Consider the following 13,745-nt stretch of genomic DNA (forward strand, 5'->3'; position numbering starts at 1 on the left):
CGGTGTGCCCGGCGGTGACGCGCTCTACGAGGACAGGCGTGCCGCCAGCGCGGAAAGGTCGCAGGGCAGCCGGAAGTCGTCGAACCGCAGCCCGGTGAGCCCCTGCCGGGCGAGCCGTTCCAGCACGTCGGGTACGCCCGCCAGGCGTCCGCCCGCCTCCACGTACCCGTCGTGCATGCTCGCCTCCTCCAGGCCGTTGGCCCGGACCACGGCATCGTGCAGGGCCTGTTCCCGGTCCGTGGCCGGGCAGGCGGAGCGGCGCTCGGATCCGAAGCCGTCCCCGGCGGGTTCGCCGTCGACCAGGAAGCGGTCCGGTACGACCAGGGCGTGCCGCGGCCCCACCTTGGCGAGCAGGAATCCGCGCAGCGCGAGGGCATCGGTGTCCGGACCGGTGACGGTGACGGCGGCACACAGCGAACCGCCGTCATCGGTGAAGGCCCGGGCCCCGGTGACCCCCGGGTGTTCCCGCAGAGCCCTCTCGATCAGTCGGAGATCGGCCCAGGACCCGTCGATCGTCACCCACCCGCCGTCCCGGGAGCCGGGGTTCGGCAGGAACGGAGCGCAGTCGAGACCGGGATCGTCGGCGAACCGGACCAGGACGCGCTCGATCAGCAGCAGTAGGTCGCGGGCACCGTTCGCGGTCAGTACGGCTTCGTTGGCGGACAGGAAGAGCCGTGGACGGCCCCCGGGACCGGGAGCCGCCGACACGTACAGGACGTGCGGCTCGGCCCGGGAAGGCGCCGGCGGAATGTGCGTGTACTCCGTGTGGCCACCGGCGAGCAGCGGGGAGAGGGCGGGCGGCGCGTCGGCGTCGCTGTCCGCGCCCGCCGCCTGCGTGTCGTAGTGGAAGTTGACGAACACTCCCGGGTGGGTGCGCGCCCCTCTGCGGCGCCCCGCCCGCGCCTCGGCCTCCAGCAGCTCCAGGACGTCGAAGTCGCTTCGTCTCGCGGCCCGCAGACTGGCCTGCACCGCCGACCGCGCCACATCCAGGAACCGGCCGTCGCGGGGTACGTCGAGGGCCAGAACGAGGTCCCTCATGACAGAACCCATCATCTGCCGCGTGGGCTTGCTCGCCCGGGACGACCACGAGGTGGCGAGCGCGATACGGTCCTGCCCGGACACCGCGGACACGGCCAGGGCCGTTGCCGCGAGGAACACGGAGGGCACCGGCAGTCGCCGCCTGATGCGGGTGAGTGCGGGGCCGAGCGCCGTCGAGTCCCGGACGACGTGGTGGTAGCCGACGTCCGCAGGGATCACCGGGACGGCGAACACCCCGCTCGGCATGCGCCGGAACTCCTCTTCCCAGAAGCGCAGGTTCCGCGTCCGGACAGCCCGCATGCGCTCCGATCGTTCCAGTCGTGCCTGGTCGACGGGGTGGTGGACCACGGGAGGCAGCTCCGGCCGGTCACCGCGCGCGATCGCGTCGAGGATGGTCCGCAGATCCCGCTCGAGGATGTCCATCGACCAGGCGTCGACGGCGATATGGGCCATCACCAGAGTCAACTGCTTCCGCCCGTCGCTCTGTTGTGTGACGGCGGCCCTGAGGGGCCACTCCTCCTCGATGCGGAACGGTGCCCGCAGGGAGTCGTCCGGCGCCCGGAGCCGTACCCGCTCCGGGCGCCACACGTGCTGTACCGCGTGACCGCGCTCGTCCCTGGCGAAGGTGGTGCGCAGAACCTCGTGACGGGCGACGAGGAGGGCGACAGCCTCCTCGATCCGCCGCTCGCCGACGGAGTCGGGAAGGTCCACGTCGACGCGAGGACCCGGGAACGGCTCCCACCCCTCGCACACGGTGTGCATCCACTCCACCTGGCACAGCCCCGACTGCAAAGGGCCGGAGCGCTCGAGCACGAACATGACGCATCTCCTGATCTCTTCGCCGTCCGGCCCTGACAGGCGATCAGTTGGCCAGCAGCCGGCTCAACCGGCGCCGGGCGAGCATGAATCCGGCCACGGACATGGCCAGCAGATAGCAGACGTGGCCCGCCGTCCCCGGGGTGAGGCGGCCGGCGGACAGGTCCCGCAGCAGTTCGACTCCCTGGTAGAGGGGGGTGAGCCGTACGATCACCTGTCCCCAGCCCGGGTAGGCCTCGATGGGAAAGACCGTTCCCGAGCACATGGTCATCACGAACATCCAGATGCTGACCTGCTCGAAGTCCTCCCACCGGCGCATGAACGTGGTCGCGGCCATGCTGACGGCCGCGAAGGCGAGGCTGATCAGTGCGGCACCGGGCAGCGCCAGAAGAATCCACCACGAGGGTGCCAGGCCGAAGGCCGCCATGGAGACCAGGAACGCCGACGAGTAGATCCCGCCGCACAGCAGCGCCCAGGCGGTCTCGCCCGCGGCCAGTTCACCGACCGTCAGCGGAGTGGCCAGATAGCCCTCGTAGAGCCGCTGGCTGAGTTTGGCGTAGAAGGAGTAGGTGGTCTCGTTGACCACGCCGGAGACCGCTGCCGTGGCCAGCATGGCCGGGGCGACGAACTGCTCGTAGCTCATGATCCGGCCGTCGACGGTGACCTCGCCGATCAGCCGGCCCATGCCCATGCCGAGGGCGAGGAGCAGGATCACCGGCTCCAGAAGCGTGGAGACGAAGTTGGGCCAGGCACGGCGGTTCAGCATCAGCCCCCGCAACACGAAGGTGCTGGAGCGGTGGAACTTCGCGCCCGCTGTCGCGGAGCTCGGCATGGGCGGCAACCTCCAGTTCTGGACGGATGCGGTCAGTCGGCGAGGTGGCGTCGGAACACCAGCAGCGTCAGGGCGAAGCCGGCCGCCGCCCACAGCACAAGGACCGCCAGGTGGCCGGCGAGGGACAGCGGCGCCGGGCCGGAGCCGGTCGTGAACTCGCCGGCGATGCCGCGGCAGAGCTCGACTCCGTGCCACAGGGGAGAGATCCGAACCAGTGGCTGTACGGCGGCCGGAAGGTCTCCGACCGGGAAGAACACCCCGGAGAACATCGACAGCGGCAGTACCACCAGCCGGGACACGGTCATGAGGTTGGCCGAACTGGTGAGCCGGCCGGTGAAGGCGAAGAGGGGTGCCGCCGCCGCCAGCGCCAGCAGCATGGCCACCGGCACCAGCAGCAGGCACAGCCAGCTGTCGAACACACCGAGCAGTGCGGCCACCGCGCAGAAGACCACGGCCGACACGGCCGCCCGGATGGTGATGAAGAGCAGGTGGCCCGCCAGTACCTGACCCAGGCTGAGGGGAGCCGTGAGCATCCGCTGGTAGCGGTTGGTCAGCCGGATCGCGGCGTAGAGGGGGAAGCCCGTCTCCTCCGCGGCCGTCTGGAAGGCGACGACGGCCAGGAGACCGGGCGCCAGGAACCGGACGAAGGTGAGGCCCTCGACCTCCTGTTCCACATAGCCGCCCGCTCCGATCCCGACGACGCCCAGGTACAGCAGCGGCATGAGGAAGCCGGTGAAGATGCCGGCACGCCAGGTCCTGCGGTAGAGCGTGAGGTGGAAACGCGCGACACGCAGTGTTCCGTTCAGCATCGCCGCTACTCCACGAGTGAGCGCCCGGTCAGGCGCAGGAAGACGTCTTCCAGGGTGCACCTGCGCTCGAGTGTCCCGCTCGGCCGCAGGCCTGCGCGGTGGACCGTGGCCACCGTCTCCTCGGCGTTCTTCACGTAGAGAAGCACCCGGCTCCCCAGGACCTCGACCCGCTCCGCCAGCGACCCGAGCGCCGGCAGGTGTGAGGTGTCGAAGCCGTCGTCGTAGCGCAGTTCGACGACCTCGGGCGTCCCATGGGTCCGCAGCAGCTGCCCGGGTGTGCCGATGGCCACGATCCGTCCCCGGTCCACGATCATGATGCGGTCGCTCAGCTGCTCGGCCTCGTCCATGTAGTGGGTGGTGAGCACCACGGTCGCGCCGTTGCGCTTCAGCTCCCGCAGCCGGTCCCACAACAGATGGCGGGCCTGGGGGTCCAGCCCGGTGGTGGGCTCGTCCAGCAGGACGATGTCCGGCTCGTTCACCAGAGCACGGGCGATGGCCAGTCGGCGCATCATCCCGCCCGACAGCGAATCGATGAGGTCTTTCGCCCGGTCGGTGAGCCGGACGAACTCCAGGAGTTCCATGGAGCGATTCCGGGCGGCTCTCCGGCTCATCCCGAAGAGCCGGGCATACGTCGTCAGGTTCTCCAGCACCGTCAGTTCGCGGTCGAGACTGTCCTTCTGCGGTACGACGCCCAACCGTGCCCGGATCGCGGGGCCGTCCTTCACGGGATTCATACCGAGGATGCGCAGGCTTCCACCGCTGGGTGTGGAAGTGCCGCAGAGCATACGCATCGTGGAACTTTTTCCCGCGCCGTTGGGCCCCAGCAGCGAGAAGACCTCGCCGGCCCGGACTTCGAAGTGGATGTCGTCGACCGCCAGGGAATCGCCATAACGCTTCACCAGGCCCTGGGCGGATATCAGTGCGTCCCCGGTCCCCATCACACTCCGCCCCTCATTCCGGATGCCGATCGGAGACTCTAACAGCAGTCATGAGCTCTGTCGTTGTCGAATTTATTCGACGATGGACGTCGGTTTTGACTGCTCTGCGCGGTGGCACAATAGTCCGTTCACTTTCTGGTCAAGTCGCATGTGGGACAGGCGGATTGGGGGATTGCACCCTTGCCGCCCGGGCATGTCGCTGATTAGCATGTCGGCATGTTTTTATCGCGGTTGGGAAGGCCACCCCGCATTGCTATGTTCAATGCGGCGGCGCCTGGCCACATTTATACGAGCCTGGAAGTCATCAGGGAGCTCGTCACCCGTGGCCATCGAGTTACCTATGCCATACCCGAAAAGTACGCGGACCTCGTCCTCTCGGTGGGGGCGGAACCCCGGCCGTACCGCTGCGTATTGGGTATGGACACGGGGGACTGGCTGAACAAGGGGCCGGTCGGCTGTATGGAGGCCGGTCTTGCGGACAGCATGCAGGCCCTCCCGCAGCTCGCCTCCGCCTACGCGGACGACCGGCCGGACCTCGTTCTGTACGACTGGCTCACCCCCTACGCGCGCATCCTCGCCCGCCAGTGGGGTGTGCCCGCCGTGATGCTTGCCCAGATGTCGGACTGGGAACCCACGGAGGAAGAGCGGGCCGAGGCCGCCCGGAACTCCCGGCCCGACCCCCGTCACGAGGCCCATGAACGGCGCTATCGCGACTGGCTGGACCGGCACGGTTTCTCCGACATGGACGTCTACACGTTCGCGAACCGGCCGGACCGCTCCCTCGGGCTCATCCCCCGGTTCCTCCAGCCGCACGCCGACAGGATCGACCCCGCCGTTCACACGTTCGTCGGGGCGTGCCTGGGAGACCGGTCCCACCAAGGGCGGTGGCAGCGTCCGCCAGGGGTCGCCGCGACCGACCGGCTGCTGCTCATCACCCTCGGCACCTCGTACTCGGACGAACCCGGCTTCTTCGACAACTGCGTCGAGGCGTTCGGGAACCTGCCCGGCTGGCACGTGGTGCTGCATGTCTGGCGGGACGCCGACCGGGCCGCTCTGGACAAGGTGCCGGCCAACTTCGAGGTGCACGGCCGGATCCCCCAGCTGGCCATCCTGCGCCAGGCGGACGCCTTCATCAGCCGGGGCGGCATGGGGGCCGTCCTGGAGGCGCTGAGCTGCGAGGTGCCCATGGTCACCATCCCCAGGGGCGCCGACCAGTTCCTCAACTCCCAGACCCTGCGGGAACTCGGCGTCGCCCGCGAGATCGCCGCCGAGGAGGTGACCGGCGAGGCGCTGCGCACGGCGGTGACCGGGCTGGTCGAGGACCCCGAGGTCGCCGATCGCCTGGGCCGGCTCAGGGAGCGGATGGCCCAGGAGGGCGGGGCGCGTCGGGCCGTCGATCTCATCGAGGCCGAACTGCGCTGAAGCGGGACGGCGAGCCGGGAGGCCACGAGTGAGTACGTCATCCCCCGATGTCACCGTCATCCTCCCCTGCGCGGGCTACGGGGTACGCTTCGGCGCTCCGTACTCCAAGGAGTTGCACAGCCTGGCGCCCGGTGTCTGCGTGATCGACCGGAGCCTGGAGGCGGTCGTGGAGCTCGCCAGGTCCGGGCTGAGGGTCCGGCTGGTCGTGGTCTTCAGGACACACAAGCTGGATGTCGTCGGTCATCTCGCGAGCTATGCCCGAGACTTCAGCATGGTCTTCGTGTACCAGGACGATTCCCTGGAGGACAACCTCAGCGGGGCCATACGCACCGCCCTGCCGCTCGCCGAGGGGCGGGTCGCCCTGGTCCTGCCGGACATCACACTGGTGGGCCCCGGCAGTGAGCGGAGCCTGGTGGAGGCGGTGGGCAGGACGGAGCCGTCCGGCTGGTGCGTGGTGGCTTCCAGGGGGCACGACCCGGACGCCCTGCGCGAGCTGGGAGCGCTGAGGCTCGGTGTGCGCGAGACGGGCACCAGGGTGCTCGCGGCGGAGGAGAAACCCCTGTGCCCCGACGGCTTCAACGCCGCGTGGGCCATGGTCGTCGCGAGCCCTCGACAGGCCCACCGGCTCCCGGAGATCGCCCTCAAGGGGGCGGACAGCCCGCTGGTCGGGGCGAGCGCCGTCGAGGTGGCCGGGTTCGTCAACTTCAACACGGCCGGAACGCCGGGATAGGCCGCGCGGGCCGAGATCGGCTCTCCGAAGCGGTGCCCGGCCCGTGACGGCGAGCCCCGGCGACGACGGACTCCGGTCTCCCGGCGGTCACTCCGGCTGCCAGCCCAGGGCCCGGGAGATCCCGCGGGCCGCGATACGTACGGCCGGTGCCAGCACCGGTACCTGCGCGTCGGCGTGCGGGACGACGACCGACACGGCGGCCGTCACCGCACCGCCCGGCCCGCGCACCGGGGCGGCCACCGACAGGGCGTCGTCGGTGACCTGACGGCTGCTCACCGCGACGCCCGCCCGCCGGACTTCGGCCAGTACCCGGCGCAACCGCACCGGATCGGTGATGGTGTGGGCGGTGTAGGAGGCCAACGGCCCGGCGCAGTAGGTCTCTTGGAGCTCGAAGTCGCTGTGCGCCAGCAGCGCGAGCCCCACGCCGGTGACGTGCAACGGCCAACGGGCGCCCACCCGGATGTGCACACCGACCGCCGAACGCCCCGACAGCCACTCGGTGTAGACGACCTCGGACCCGTCCCGCACCGCCAACTGCACGTTCTCGTGCGTGGCTTCGTACAGGTCCTCCAGGAACGGCAGCGCGACCTGTCGCAGTGCCAGGCCGCGCGGCGCCAGTGCCGCGACCTCCCACAGCCGCAGCCCCACGTGGTACACGCCGGACGGATCCCGCTCCAGGGCGCCCCACTCGGTCAGCGCGCTCACCAGCCGGTGCGCGGTGGTGAGGGTCAGGCCGGCGCGGCGACTGATGTCGGTCAGGGACAGCGCGGGGTGCGTGTGGTCGAACGCGGCGAGCACGGCCAGCAGCCGGCCGGGCGCGGAGCGGGCGGTCACGGCGAGGACGCCCTGGTCCATCGGGTACTCCTCACGGCATCAGGCGAGTCCGTCCTCGGCGATCCGCCGCAGCAGGGTGTGCAGCGTCTCGCGTTCGGCCGGGTCGAGGGGGTCCAGCAGTTCGTTCGTCACCCGCAGGCCCGCCTCGTCGGTGCCGCGCAGGAACGCGCGGCCGTCCTCGGTGAGGGCGACGATCCGGCTGCGGCGGTCGTCCGGTGCCGGGCGGCGCTCGGCGAAGCCCAGCTTCTCCAGGTCGTCGACCAGGCCGACGATCGCGCTGGGGTCATAGCCGAGCCGTGCGCTCAGCTCCCGCTGGAGGACGCCCTCGGAGGTGGCGAGGAAGCGCAGCACCGCGTAGTGGCGCAGCCGCACCCCCGACTCCTGGAGGAACGTGTTGAACAGCTGACCCGAGCGCAGTCCCAGGCGGTACAGCAGGTAACCCGTGTCCGCGTGCAGCCCGCGCATCCACGGCTCGTCCGCGTCGATCGGGGCGGCGTTACTTGCGTTGTCCTGGCGGGCGATGGCGGGCTCCCTGGGCTCGGTCCCCTTCCGGGGTGGTTCGACGTACAGATTCCAGCATGACGCACCCGTAGGACGACAACAACTATTGACGACAACAATTATTGCTCTTAGCTTCGATCTCGTAGTCAGCACCCCGCGCACCCCCCGCGCACCCCATGTGAAGGGACACCGTCGTGCCCAGCATCGATCTCACCGGCAAGGTCGCCGTCGTCACCGGCAGCGGCCGGGGCCTCGGCCTCGCCTACGCCCATGCCCTGGCCGCCCGCGGCGCGTCCGTGGTCGTCAACGACGTCGACGAGGCCGTGGCCGAGCAGGCCGTGAAGTCCCTCGTCGAGGCCGGCGGCACGGCGGTCGCCGAGGTGGTCCCGGTCGGTACGACGGAGGCCGCCGACCGGCTGGTGAACCGTGCCGTGGAGGAGTTCGGCCGGCTCGACATCCTGGTCACCAACGCGGGCATCCTGCGCGACAAGGTGCTGTGGAAGATGACCGACGACGACTTCGACGCGGTGATCGCCACCCACCTCAAGGGCACCTTCACCTGCGCCCGAGCCGCCGCCGTACGGATGCGCGAGCAGGGCGAGGGCGGCACGCTGATCCTGGTCGGCTCCCCGGCCGGCCAGCGGGGCAACTTCGGCCAGACGAACTACGCGGCCGCCAAGGCCGGCATCGCCGCCTTCGCCCGCACCTGGTCCATGGAGCTGGGGCGCGCGGGCATCACCGTCAACGTGATCGTCCCGGTCGCCGCGACCGCGATGACCGAGACCATCCCCGCCTTCGCCCCCTACGTCGAGGCCCTGAAGAACGGCGAGCCGTTCCCGGACTTCCTGCGCAAGGGCGAGGGCTTCGGCACCCCCGAGGACTGCGCGGCCCTGGTGCCCTTCCTGGCCTCCGAGGCCGCCCGGGGCATCACCGGCCAGGCCATCGGCGTCGGCGGCGACAAGGTGGCACTCTGGTCGCATCCGCAGGAGATCCGCGCGGCCTACGCCGACGGCGGCTGGACGCCCGAGACCCTGGCCGACGTCTTCCCCACCTCGGTCGGTGCCGAGCTCCAGACGGTCGGCATCCCGGCCCCCAAGTTCCCGGAGGCGTGATGAGCCCCTCCACGACCCCCGCCGCGACCCCCTCCATGAACGTCGACGAACTGGTCGCGATCGACGTCCACACCCACGCCGAGGTGTCCTCCAAGGGCCACTCCTCGCTGGACGACGACCTGCACGACGCCTCCTCCGCCTACTTCAAGGTCGAGGGCAAGCGGAAGCCCACCCTGGAGGAGACGGCCCGCTACTACCGGGAGCGGAAGATGGCCGCCGTGATCTTCACGGTGGACGCCGAGTCGGCGACCGGCACGGCGCCGGTCCCGAACGAGGAGGTCGCCGAGGCCGCCGCCGCCAACGCCGACGTTCTCATCCCGTTCGCCTCCATCGACCCCTTCCGGGGGAAAGCGGGCGTGAAGCAGGCCCGGCGCCTGGTCGAGGAGTACGGGGTGAAGGGCTTCAAGTTCCACCCCAGCATCCAGGGCTTCTTCCCCAACGACCGATCGGTGGCGTACGACCTGTACGAGGTGATCGAGGAGACGGGGACCATCGCCCTGTTCCACACCGGTCAGACGGGCATCGGCGCGGGAGTGCCGGGCGGCGGCGGGATCAGGCTCAAGTACTCCAACCCGCTGCACGTGGACGACGTGGCGGCCGACTTCCCGCACCTCAAGATCATCCTGGCGCATCCGTCGTTTCCCTGGCAGGACGAGGCTCTCGCCGTCGCCACGCACAAGCCGGGCGTGCACATCGACCTGTCCGGCTGGTCGCCGAAGTACTTCCCGCCGCAGCTCGTGCAGTACGCCAACACGCTGCTGAAGGACAAGGTCCTCTTCGGCTCCGACTTCCCCGTCCTCACCCCCGACCGCTGGCTCGCCGACTTCGACAAGCTGACGATCAAGGACGAGGTGAAGCCGAAGATCCTCAAGGAGAACGCCGCCCGTCTGCTCGGGCTGACCACACCGTAAGGGGCGTGGAAGATGCGCAACGAGGGATTGGGGTCGTGGCCCGCACGCCGGGCCCGTAAGACCCCGCACCGCACCGCGCTGGTCCACGGTGAGCAGTCGACGGACTATCGCACACTGTATACACGCACCACGCGCCTGGCCCACGCCCTGCGCGCCCGGGGTGTGCGGCGCGGCGACCGCATCGCCTACCTGGGCCCGAACCACCCCTCCTACCTGGAGACCCTGTTCGCCGCCGGCACCCTCGGCGCGGTGTTCGTCCCCCTCAACACCCGCCTCGCCGGCCCAGAGATCGCCTACCAGCTCGCCGACTCCGGCGCCAAGGCCCTCGTCTACGGCCCTACGCACGCCGGCCTGGTCGCCGGACTGCCCGGGAACACGGACGTCCGGACGTACCTCGAGGTCGGCGCCGAATACGAGGGGGAGCTGGCCGCCGCCTCCGACGAGCCGATCGACACGCCGGTCACCCCCGACGACACCTGCATCATCATGTACACCTCGGGCACGACCGGCCGCCCCAAGGGCGCCATGCTCACGCACGGCAACCTCACCTGGAACGCGGTCAACGTCCTCGTCGACACCGATCTGACCGCCGACGAACGCGCCCTGGTCTCCGCGCCGTTGTTCCACACGGCCGGCCTGAACATGCTCACCCTGCCGGTGCTTCTCAAGGGCGGCTGCTGCGTCCTGGTCGACGCCTTCGACCCGGAGGCCACCTTCGGCCTGATCGAGCGGCATCGGATCACCTTCATGTTCGGGGTGCCGACGATGTTCGAGCAGATCGCCCGGCACCCGCGCTGGGCGGCCGCGGATCTGTCCAGTCTGCGGATCCTGACCTGCGGCGGCTCCCCGGTGTCGACGCCGCTGATCGCCGCCTACCAGGAACGCGGGCTCACCTTCCTCCAGGGCTACGGCATGACCGAGGCGTCCCCCGGCACGCTGTTCCTGGACGCCGAGCACGCGGTCAGCAAGGCGGGCTCGGCCGGCGTCCCGCACTTCTTCAGCGACGTACGCGTGCTGCGCCCCGACCTCACACCCGTCGAGGTCGGCGAGACCGGCGAGGTCGTCGTCCGCGGGCCCCACGTCATGCCCGGCTACTGGGGCCTGCCCGAGGAGACGGCCGCCTCCTTCGCCGACGGCTGGTTCCGCAGCGGGGACGCGGCCCGGGTCGACGAAGACGGTTACGTGCATATCGTCGACCGCATCAAGGACATGATCATCTCCGGTGGGGAGAACATCTACCCCGCCGAGATCGAGGATCTGCTGCTCGCCCACCCCGACATCGTGGAGTGCGCGGTCATCGGCGTGTCCGACGACAAGTGGGGCGAGGTGCCGCGCGCGGTCGTCGTGCCCCGCGAGGGCGCTTCGCTCGACCCCGACGAGGTGCTGGCCTCGCTGTCCGGGCGGCTCGCCAAGTACAAGATCCCCAAGTCGGTGGTGGTGGCGGACGAACTCCCGCGCACCGCCTCCGGAAAGCTCCTGAAGTCCCGGGTGCGCTCCCGGTTCGGCACCGACTCCTGAACAACTCTCCTGTGAACTCTCCTGTGAGGAACGGAATATGAGCATCACCGTCAACGGTCTCGACGAACTGAAGAAGCTGGCCGGCAGCGATCTGGGCACCAGCGAGTGGATCGAGGTCACCCAGGAGCGCATCGACACGTTCGCCGACGCGACCGGGGACCACCAGTGGATCCATGTGGATCCCGAGCGGGCGGCCACCGGGCCCTTCGGAGCGCCGATCGCCCATGGGTACCTGACACTCTCGCTGTTCATCCCGCTCTTCACCGAGCTGCTGGACGTCCAGGGCGTCACGACCAAGGTCAACTACGGGCTGAACAAGGTCCGTTTCCCCTCGCCGGTCAAGGTCGGCTCGCGTATCCGCCTGGTGGCCAAGCTGACCGAGGTCGAGGACGTGCCGGGCGGGGCCCAGATCACCGTCGACGGGGCGATCGAGATCGAGGGGGGCGCGAAGCCTGCGGCGGTGCTTCAGAGCCTGTCGCGTTTCTATGCGTGAGGTGTTCCCCGTAGCGCCGTAGGGCTGACGTCGTGGGGGCTGACGTGTGGGGAACCGCGGGCCGGCTGTGGCCGGTCGCGCGGTTCCCCACGTCCCTGAAAGACCTTCAGCCGACGACGTCCACGAAGATCGGGTTGGAGTAGAACCAGGTGTCGGCCCACGGGTCGCCGTTGCCCGGCTCGTGGGGGATCGGGCCGTGCGGGTCCACGGAAGCGCCAAGGTAACCGGTTCCGTTCCGGTTGCCGTCGCTGCCGCGCAGCCGGAGGTAGCAGGACTCGTCGCCCACCGATACCGGGACGCGCAGGGTGTAGGTCCCCTTGCGGCCGCTCACGTCCGTCGTGCGGACGACCTTCGTGTCGGGAGCCCGCCAGGTGTCGCGGTCGGACACCGCACCGCGCACCGCGCCCCGGATCACGTCCACGTGTGCCAACTGCGGCAGGATTCCCTGGGGGTTGGGGCGGGAGGCACTGGTGACGGTGATCTCCAGTGTGAGCTTCTCGCCCTTGCGTACCCGGAGCCGGCCGCCGAGCGTGACGCCCCGCCCGTTGCTGTGCTCCCGCCGCAGCCGGACCTCCAGGCCGTCGAGCAGATGCCCGTGGTCCAGCCAGACCCGGCCCTCGCGCAGGCCCGTCATCACCGCGCGGTAGCCGTAGCGGGTCACGCCGACGTGGGTGCGGCTGAACTGCCCCGGCCAGAAGTCGCTGCCGGCCTGCGGGGTGTCGGTGTTCACCGGATCGGGCAGCCTGCCGGTGTTGTCGAAGTTCTGTCCGGCGGGCCAGTCGCCGTTCTTCCAGGTGTCGAAGACGGTGCGATGGTTGTCGGAGTTGGTGGTGACCGAGAACAGCCTGCCCTCGGCCAGCATCGAGTCCCACAGGCCGCCGACGGTCGCGGTGGCCCAGTCGAAGCCGCCGTACGTGAGGTAGGCGTCCGCCGGGTAGCCCGCCCAGGACTGGGCGGACGGCTTGTTCTCGTACTCGCCGCGGATGGACGTGGCACCGCGCCAGCCGGGGATCGCCGCGCCCTGGGCGCCCGGCGCCCCCTCCATGCCGATCATGATCTCGGGGGCCGCGTCGCGCCAGCCCCGCATCTCGTGCGGGGAGTCGATGCCGAGGCGCAGCGGGTGGTTGGCGAGGACGAGGACGTCGTCGACGTAGCCGGTGCGGCGCTGCTCGGCCAGCCATCTGACGGCCTTGACGGCGTGCGCCTCGTTGCGGGCGGTGTCGGCCGCGCCGGCGGCGCCCTCGGTGTAGCCCAGCAGCTTGCCGTCGTAGGCGAGCTCGAACCGCGTGAGCAGGTCGACCTCGTGCGGGCCGGGGGCGGCGAACACCGTGCAGTGCTCGGCGGCCGGGATGTACCACTCCAGGCCCTGGAAGATCAGCTGGCGCGGGTTCGCGGCGCGGGCCTTGAGGATCTCCTTGTGCTCCAGTGCGGCGCCGTAGGAGGCGTGTCCGAAGTTGGAGTGCTCGTTGAACACCATCCAGTCGAGGCCGTACCGGGCGGCGGCCCGGGCCTGCTGGGAGAAGGTGTACTTCGCGTCATGGCTGTAGACGGAGTGGACGTGGTGGTCGCCCACCAGGTAGGCGAGGCGCGGGTCCTCACCGCCGTACCCCCGGCCGGTGGTGGCGACGGCCGGGGTGGCCGCACCGCCGAGGGCGAACGCGGCGCCGAAAAGGCCGGCGCGGCGCAGAAGTCCGCGCCGCGACACGCCCTGGGCGTCGAGAGCGGCGGGTGAGACGGACGGATCGGCCCAGGCGGGCAGCTGCTGCTCGGTCACGGTGGTCCTCGGCAAGG

The 13,745-nt window shown here is 70.2% G+C and carries 13 protein-coding genes; 6 read left to right on the plus strand and 7 right to left on the minus strand.

What is annotated here, in order from left to right; genetic code table 11:
* Positions 1 to 24 precede the first annotated feature (24 nt).
* From G9272_RS36745 to G9272_RS36760, 4 genes are read right to left on the minus strand one after another with little or no spacing between them, the layout of a single operon-like run.
* Positions 25 to 1,857, minus strand: a complete 1,833-nt coding sequence (locus G9272_RS36745) for a condensation domain-containing protein (RefSeq protein ID WP_171400526.1) — start codon at positions 1,855 to 1,857, stop codon at positions 25 to 27.
* Between the two features lie 43 nt (positions 1,858 to 1,900).
* Positions 1,901 to 2,686 (minus strand): ABC transporter permease, encoded by a 786-nt coding sequence (locus G9272_RS36750; protein ID WP_171400527.1) that lies wholly within the window; start codon positions 2,684 to 2,686, stop codon positions 1,901 to 1,903.
* Positions 2,687 to 2,718: 32 nt separating this feature from the next.
* Positions 2,719 to 3,495 carry an ABC transporter permease gene (locus G9272_RS36755; RefSeq protein ID WP_171400528.1) on the minus strand — a complete coding sequence of 259 codons (777 nt, stop codon included), beginning with the start codon at positions 3,493 to 3,495 and terminating at the stop codon, positions 2,719 to 2,721.
* 5 nt (positions 3,496 to 3,500) lie between these two features.
* Complete coding sequence (locus G9272_RS36760; protein ID WP_171400529.1) at positions 3,501 to 4,433, minus strand: ABC transporter ATP-binding protein; 933 nt, start codon at positions 4,431 to 4,433, stop codon at positions 3,501 to 3,503.
* A 216-nt stretch (positions 4,434 to 4,649) separates the two neighbouring features.
* Here G9272_RS36760 and G9272_RS36765 point away from each other — a divergent pair, with 216 nt between their 5' ends.
* Together G9272_RS36765 and G9272_RS36770 are read left to right on the plus strand one after the other, a co-directional pair.
* Positions 4,650 to 5,855 carry a macrolide family glycosyltransferase gene (locus G9272_RS36765; RefSeq protein ID WP_171400530.1) on the plus strand — a complete coding sequence of 402 codons (1,206 nt, stop codon included), beginning with the start codon at positions 4,650 to 4,652 and terminating at the stop codon, positions 5,853 to 5,855.
* A 28-nt stretch (positions 5,856 to 5,883) separates the two neighbouring features.
* Positions 5,884 to 6,585 carry a hypothetical protein gene (locus G9272_RS36770; protein ID WP_171400531.1) on the plus strand — a complete coding sequence of 234 codons (702 nt, stop codon included), beginning with the start codon at positions 5,884 to 5,886 and terminating at the stop codon, positions 6,583 to 6,585.
* A gap of 87 nt (positions 6,586 to 6,672) precedes the next feature.
* Here G9272_RS36770 and G9272_RS36775 read toward each other — a convergent pair whose 3' ends face one another.
* A complete protein-coding gene (locus G9272_RS36775; protein ID WP_253268059.1) occupies positions 6,673 to 7,440 on the minus strand; it encodes an IclR family transcriptional regulator in 768 nt (255 codons plus the stop codon).
* Positions 7,441 to 7,458: 18 nt separating this feature from the next.
* A complete protein-coding gene (locus tag G9272_RS36780; protein ID WP_171400532.1) occupies positions 7,459 to 7,884 on the minus strand; it encodes a MarR family winged helix-turn-helix transcriptional regulator in 426 nt (141 codons plus the stop codon).
* Between the two features lie 230 nt (positions 7,885 to 8,114).
* Between G9272_RS36780 and G9272_RS36785 the strand changes: the two genes are divergently transcribed.
* The 4 genes from G9272_RS36785 to G9272_RS36800 are packed head-to-tail and all read left to right on the plus strand — an operon-like array spanning position 8,115 to position 11,954.
* On the plus strand, positions 8,115 to 9,032 hold the full coding sequence (locus G9272_RS36785; protein ID WP_171400534.1) for an SDR family NAD(P)-dependent oxidoreductase: 918 nt from the start codon (positions 8,115 to 8,117) through the stop codon (positions 9,030 to 9,032).
* Positions 9,033 to 9,067: 35 nt separating this feature from the next.
* Positions 9,068 to 9,943, plus strand: coding sequence for an amidohydrolase family protein (locus G9272_RS36790; RefSeq protein ID WP_171402335.1), 876 nt, complete (start codon positions 9,068 to 9,070; stop codon positions 9,941 to 9,943).
* 12 nt (positions 9,944 to 9,955) lie between these two features.
* The gene (locus tag G9272_RS36795) at positions 9,956 to 11,461 is read left to right on the plus strand and encodes an acyl-CoA synthetase (RefSeq protein ID WP_171400536.1); all 1,506 of its coding nucleotides are present in this window, start codon (positions 9,956 to 9,958) and stop codon (positions 11,459 to 11,461) included.
* A 37-nt stretch (positions 11,462 to 11,498) separates the two neighbouring features.
* A complete protein-coding gene (locus tag G9272_RS36800; protein WP_171400537.1) occupies positions 11,499 to 11,954 on the plus strand; it encodes a MaoC family dehydratase in 456 nt (151 codons plus the stop codon).
* Between the two features lie 106 nt (positions 11,955 to 12,060).
* Here G9272_RS36800 and G9272_RS36805 read toward each other — a convergent pair whose 3' ends face one another.
* The gene (locus G9272_RS36805; protein WP_171400538.1) at positions 12,061 to 13,728 is read right to left on the minus strand and encodes a PHP domain-containing protein; all 1,668 of its coding nucleotides are present in this window, start codon (positions 13,726 to 13,728) and stop codon (positions 12,061 to 12,063) included.
* Positions 13,729 to 13,745 lie beyond the last annotated feature (17 nt).

Origin of the sequence: Streptomyces asoensis, assembly GCF_013085465.1 — a bacterium.
GTDB lineage: Bacteria > Actinomycetota > Actinomycetes > Streptomycetales > Streptomycetaceae > Streptomyces > Streptomyces cacaoi_A.

What these genes read in the sequence shown, in the direction of transcription:
- G9272_RS36795 (WP_171400536.1), top strand. Translation starts at nt 9,956, where the DNA reads ATGCGCAACGAGGGATTGGGGTCGTGGCCCGCACGCCGGGCCCGTAAG.
- G9272_RS36780 (WP_171400532.1), bottom strand. Translation starts at nt 7,884, where the DNA reads ATGCGCGGGCTGCACGCGGACACGGGTTACCTGCTGTACCGCCTGGGA.
- G9272_RS36775 (WP_253268059.1), bottom strand. Translation starts at nt 7,440, where the DNA reads ATGGACCAGGGCGTCCTCGCCGTGACCGCCCGCTCCGCGCCCGGCCGG.
- G9272_RS36790 (WP_171402335.1), top strand. Translation starts at nt 9,068, where the DNA reads ATGAACGTCGACGAACTGGTCGCGATCGACGTCCACACCCACGCCGAG.
- G9272_RS36765 (WP_171400530.1), top strand. Translation starts at nt 4,650, where the DNA reads ATGTTTTTATCGCGGTTGGGAAGGCCACCCCGCATTGCTATGTTCAAT.
- G9272_RS36760 (WP_171400529.1), bottom strand. Translation starts at nt 4,433, where the DNA reads ATGGGGACCGGGGACGCACTGATATCCGCCCAGGGCCTGGTGAAGCGT.
- G9272_RS36745 (WP_171400526.1), bottom strand. Translation starts at nt 1,857, where the DNA reads ATGTTCGTGCTCGAGCGCTCCGGCCCTTTGCAGTCGGGGCTGTGCCAG.
- G9272_RS36755 (WP_171400528.1), bottom strand. Translation starts at nt 3,495, where the DNA reads ATGCTGAACGGAACACTGCGTGTCGCGCGTTTCCACCTCACGCTCTAC.
- G9272_RS36750 (WP_171400527.1), bottom strand. Translation starts at nt 2,686, where the DNA reads ATGCCGAGCTCCGCGACAGCGGGCGCGAAGTTCCACCGCTCCAGCACC.
- G9272_RS36800 (WP_171400537.1), top strand. Translation starts at nt 11,499, where the DNA reads ATGAGCATCACCGTCAACGGTCTCGACGAACTGAAGAAGCTGGCCGGC.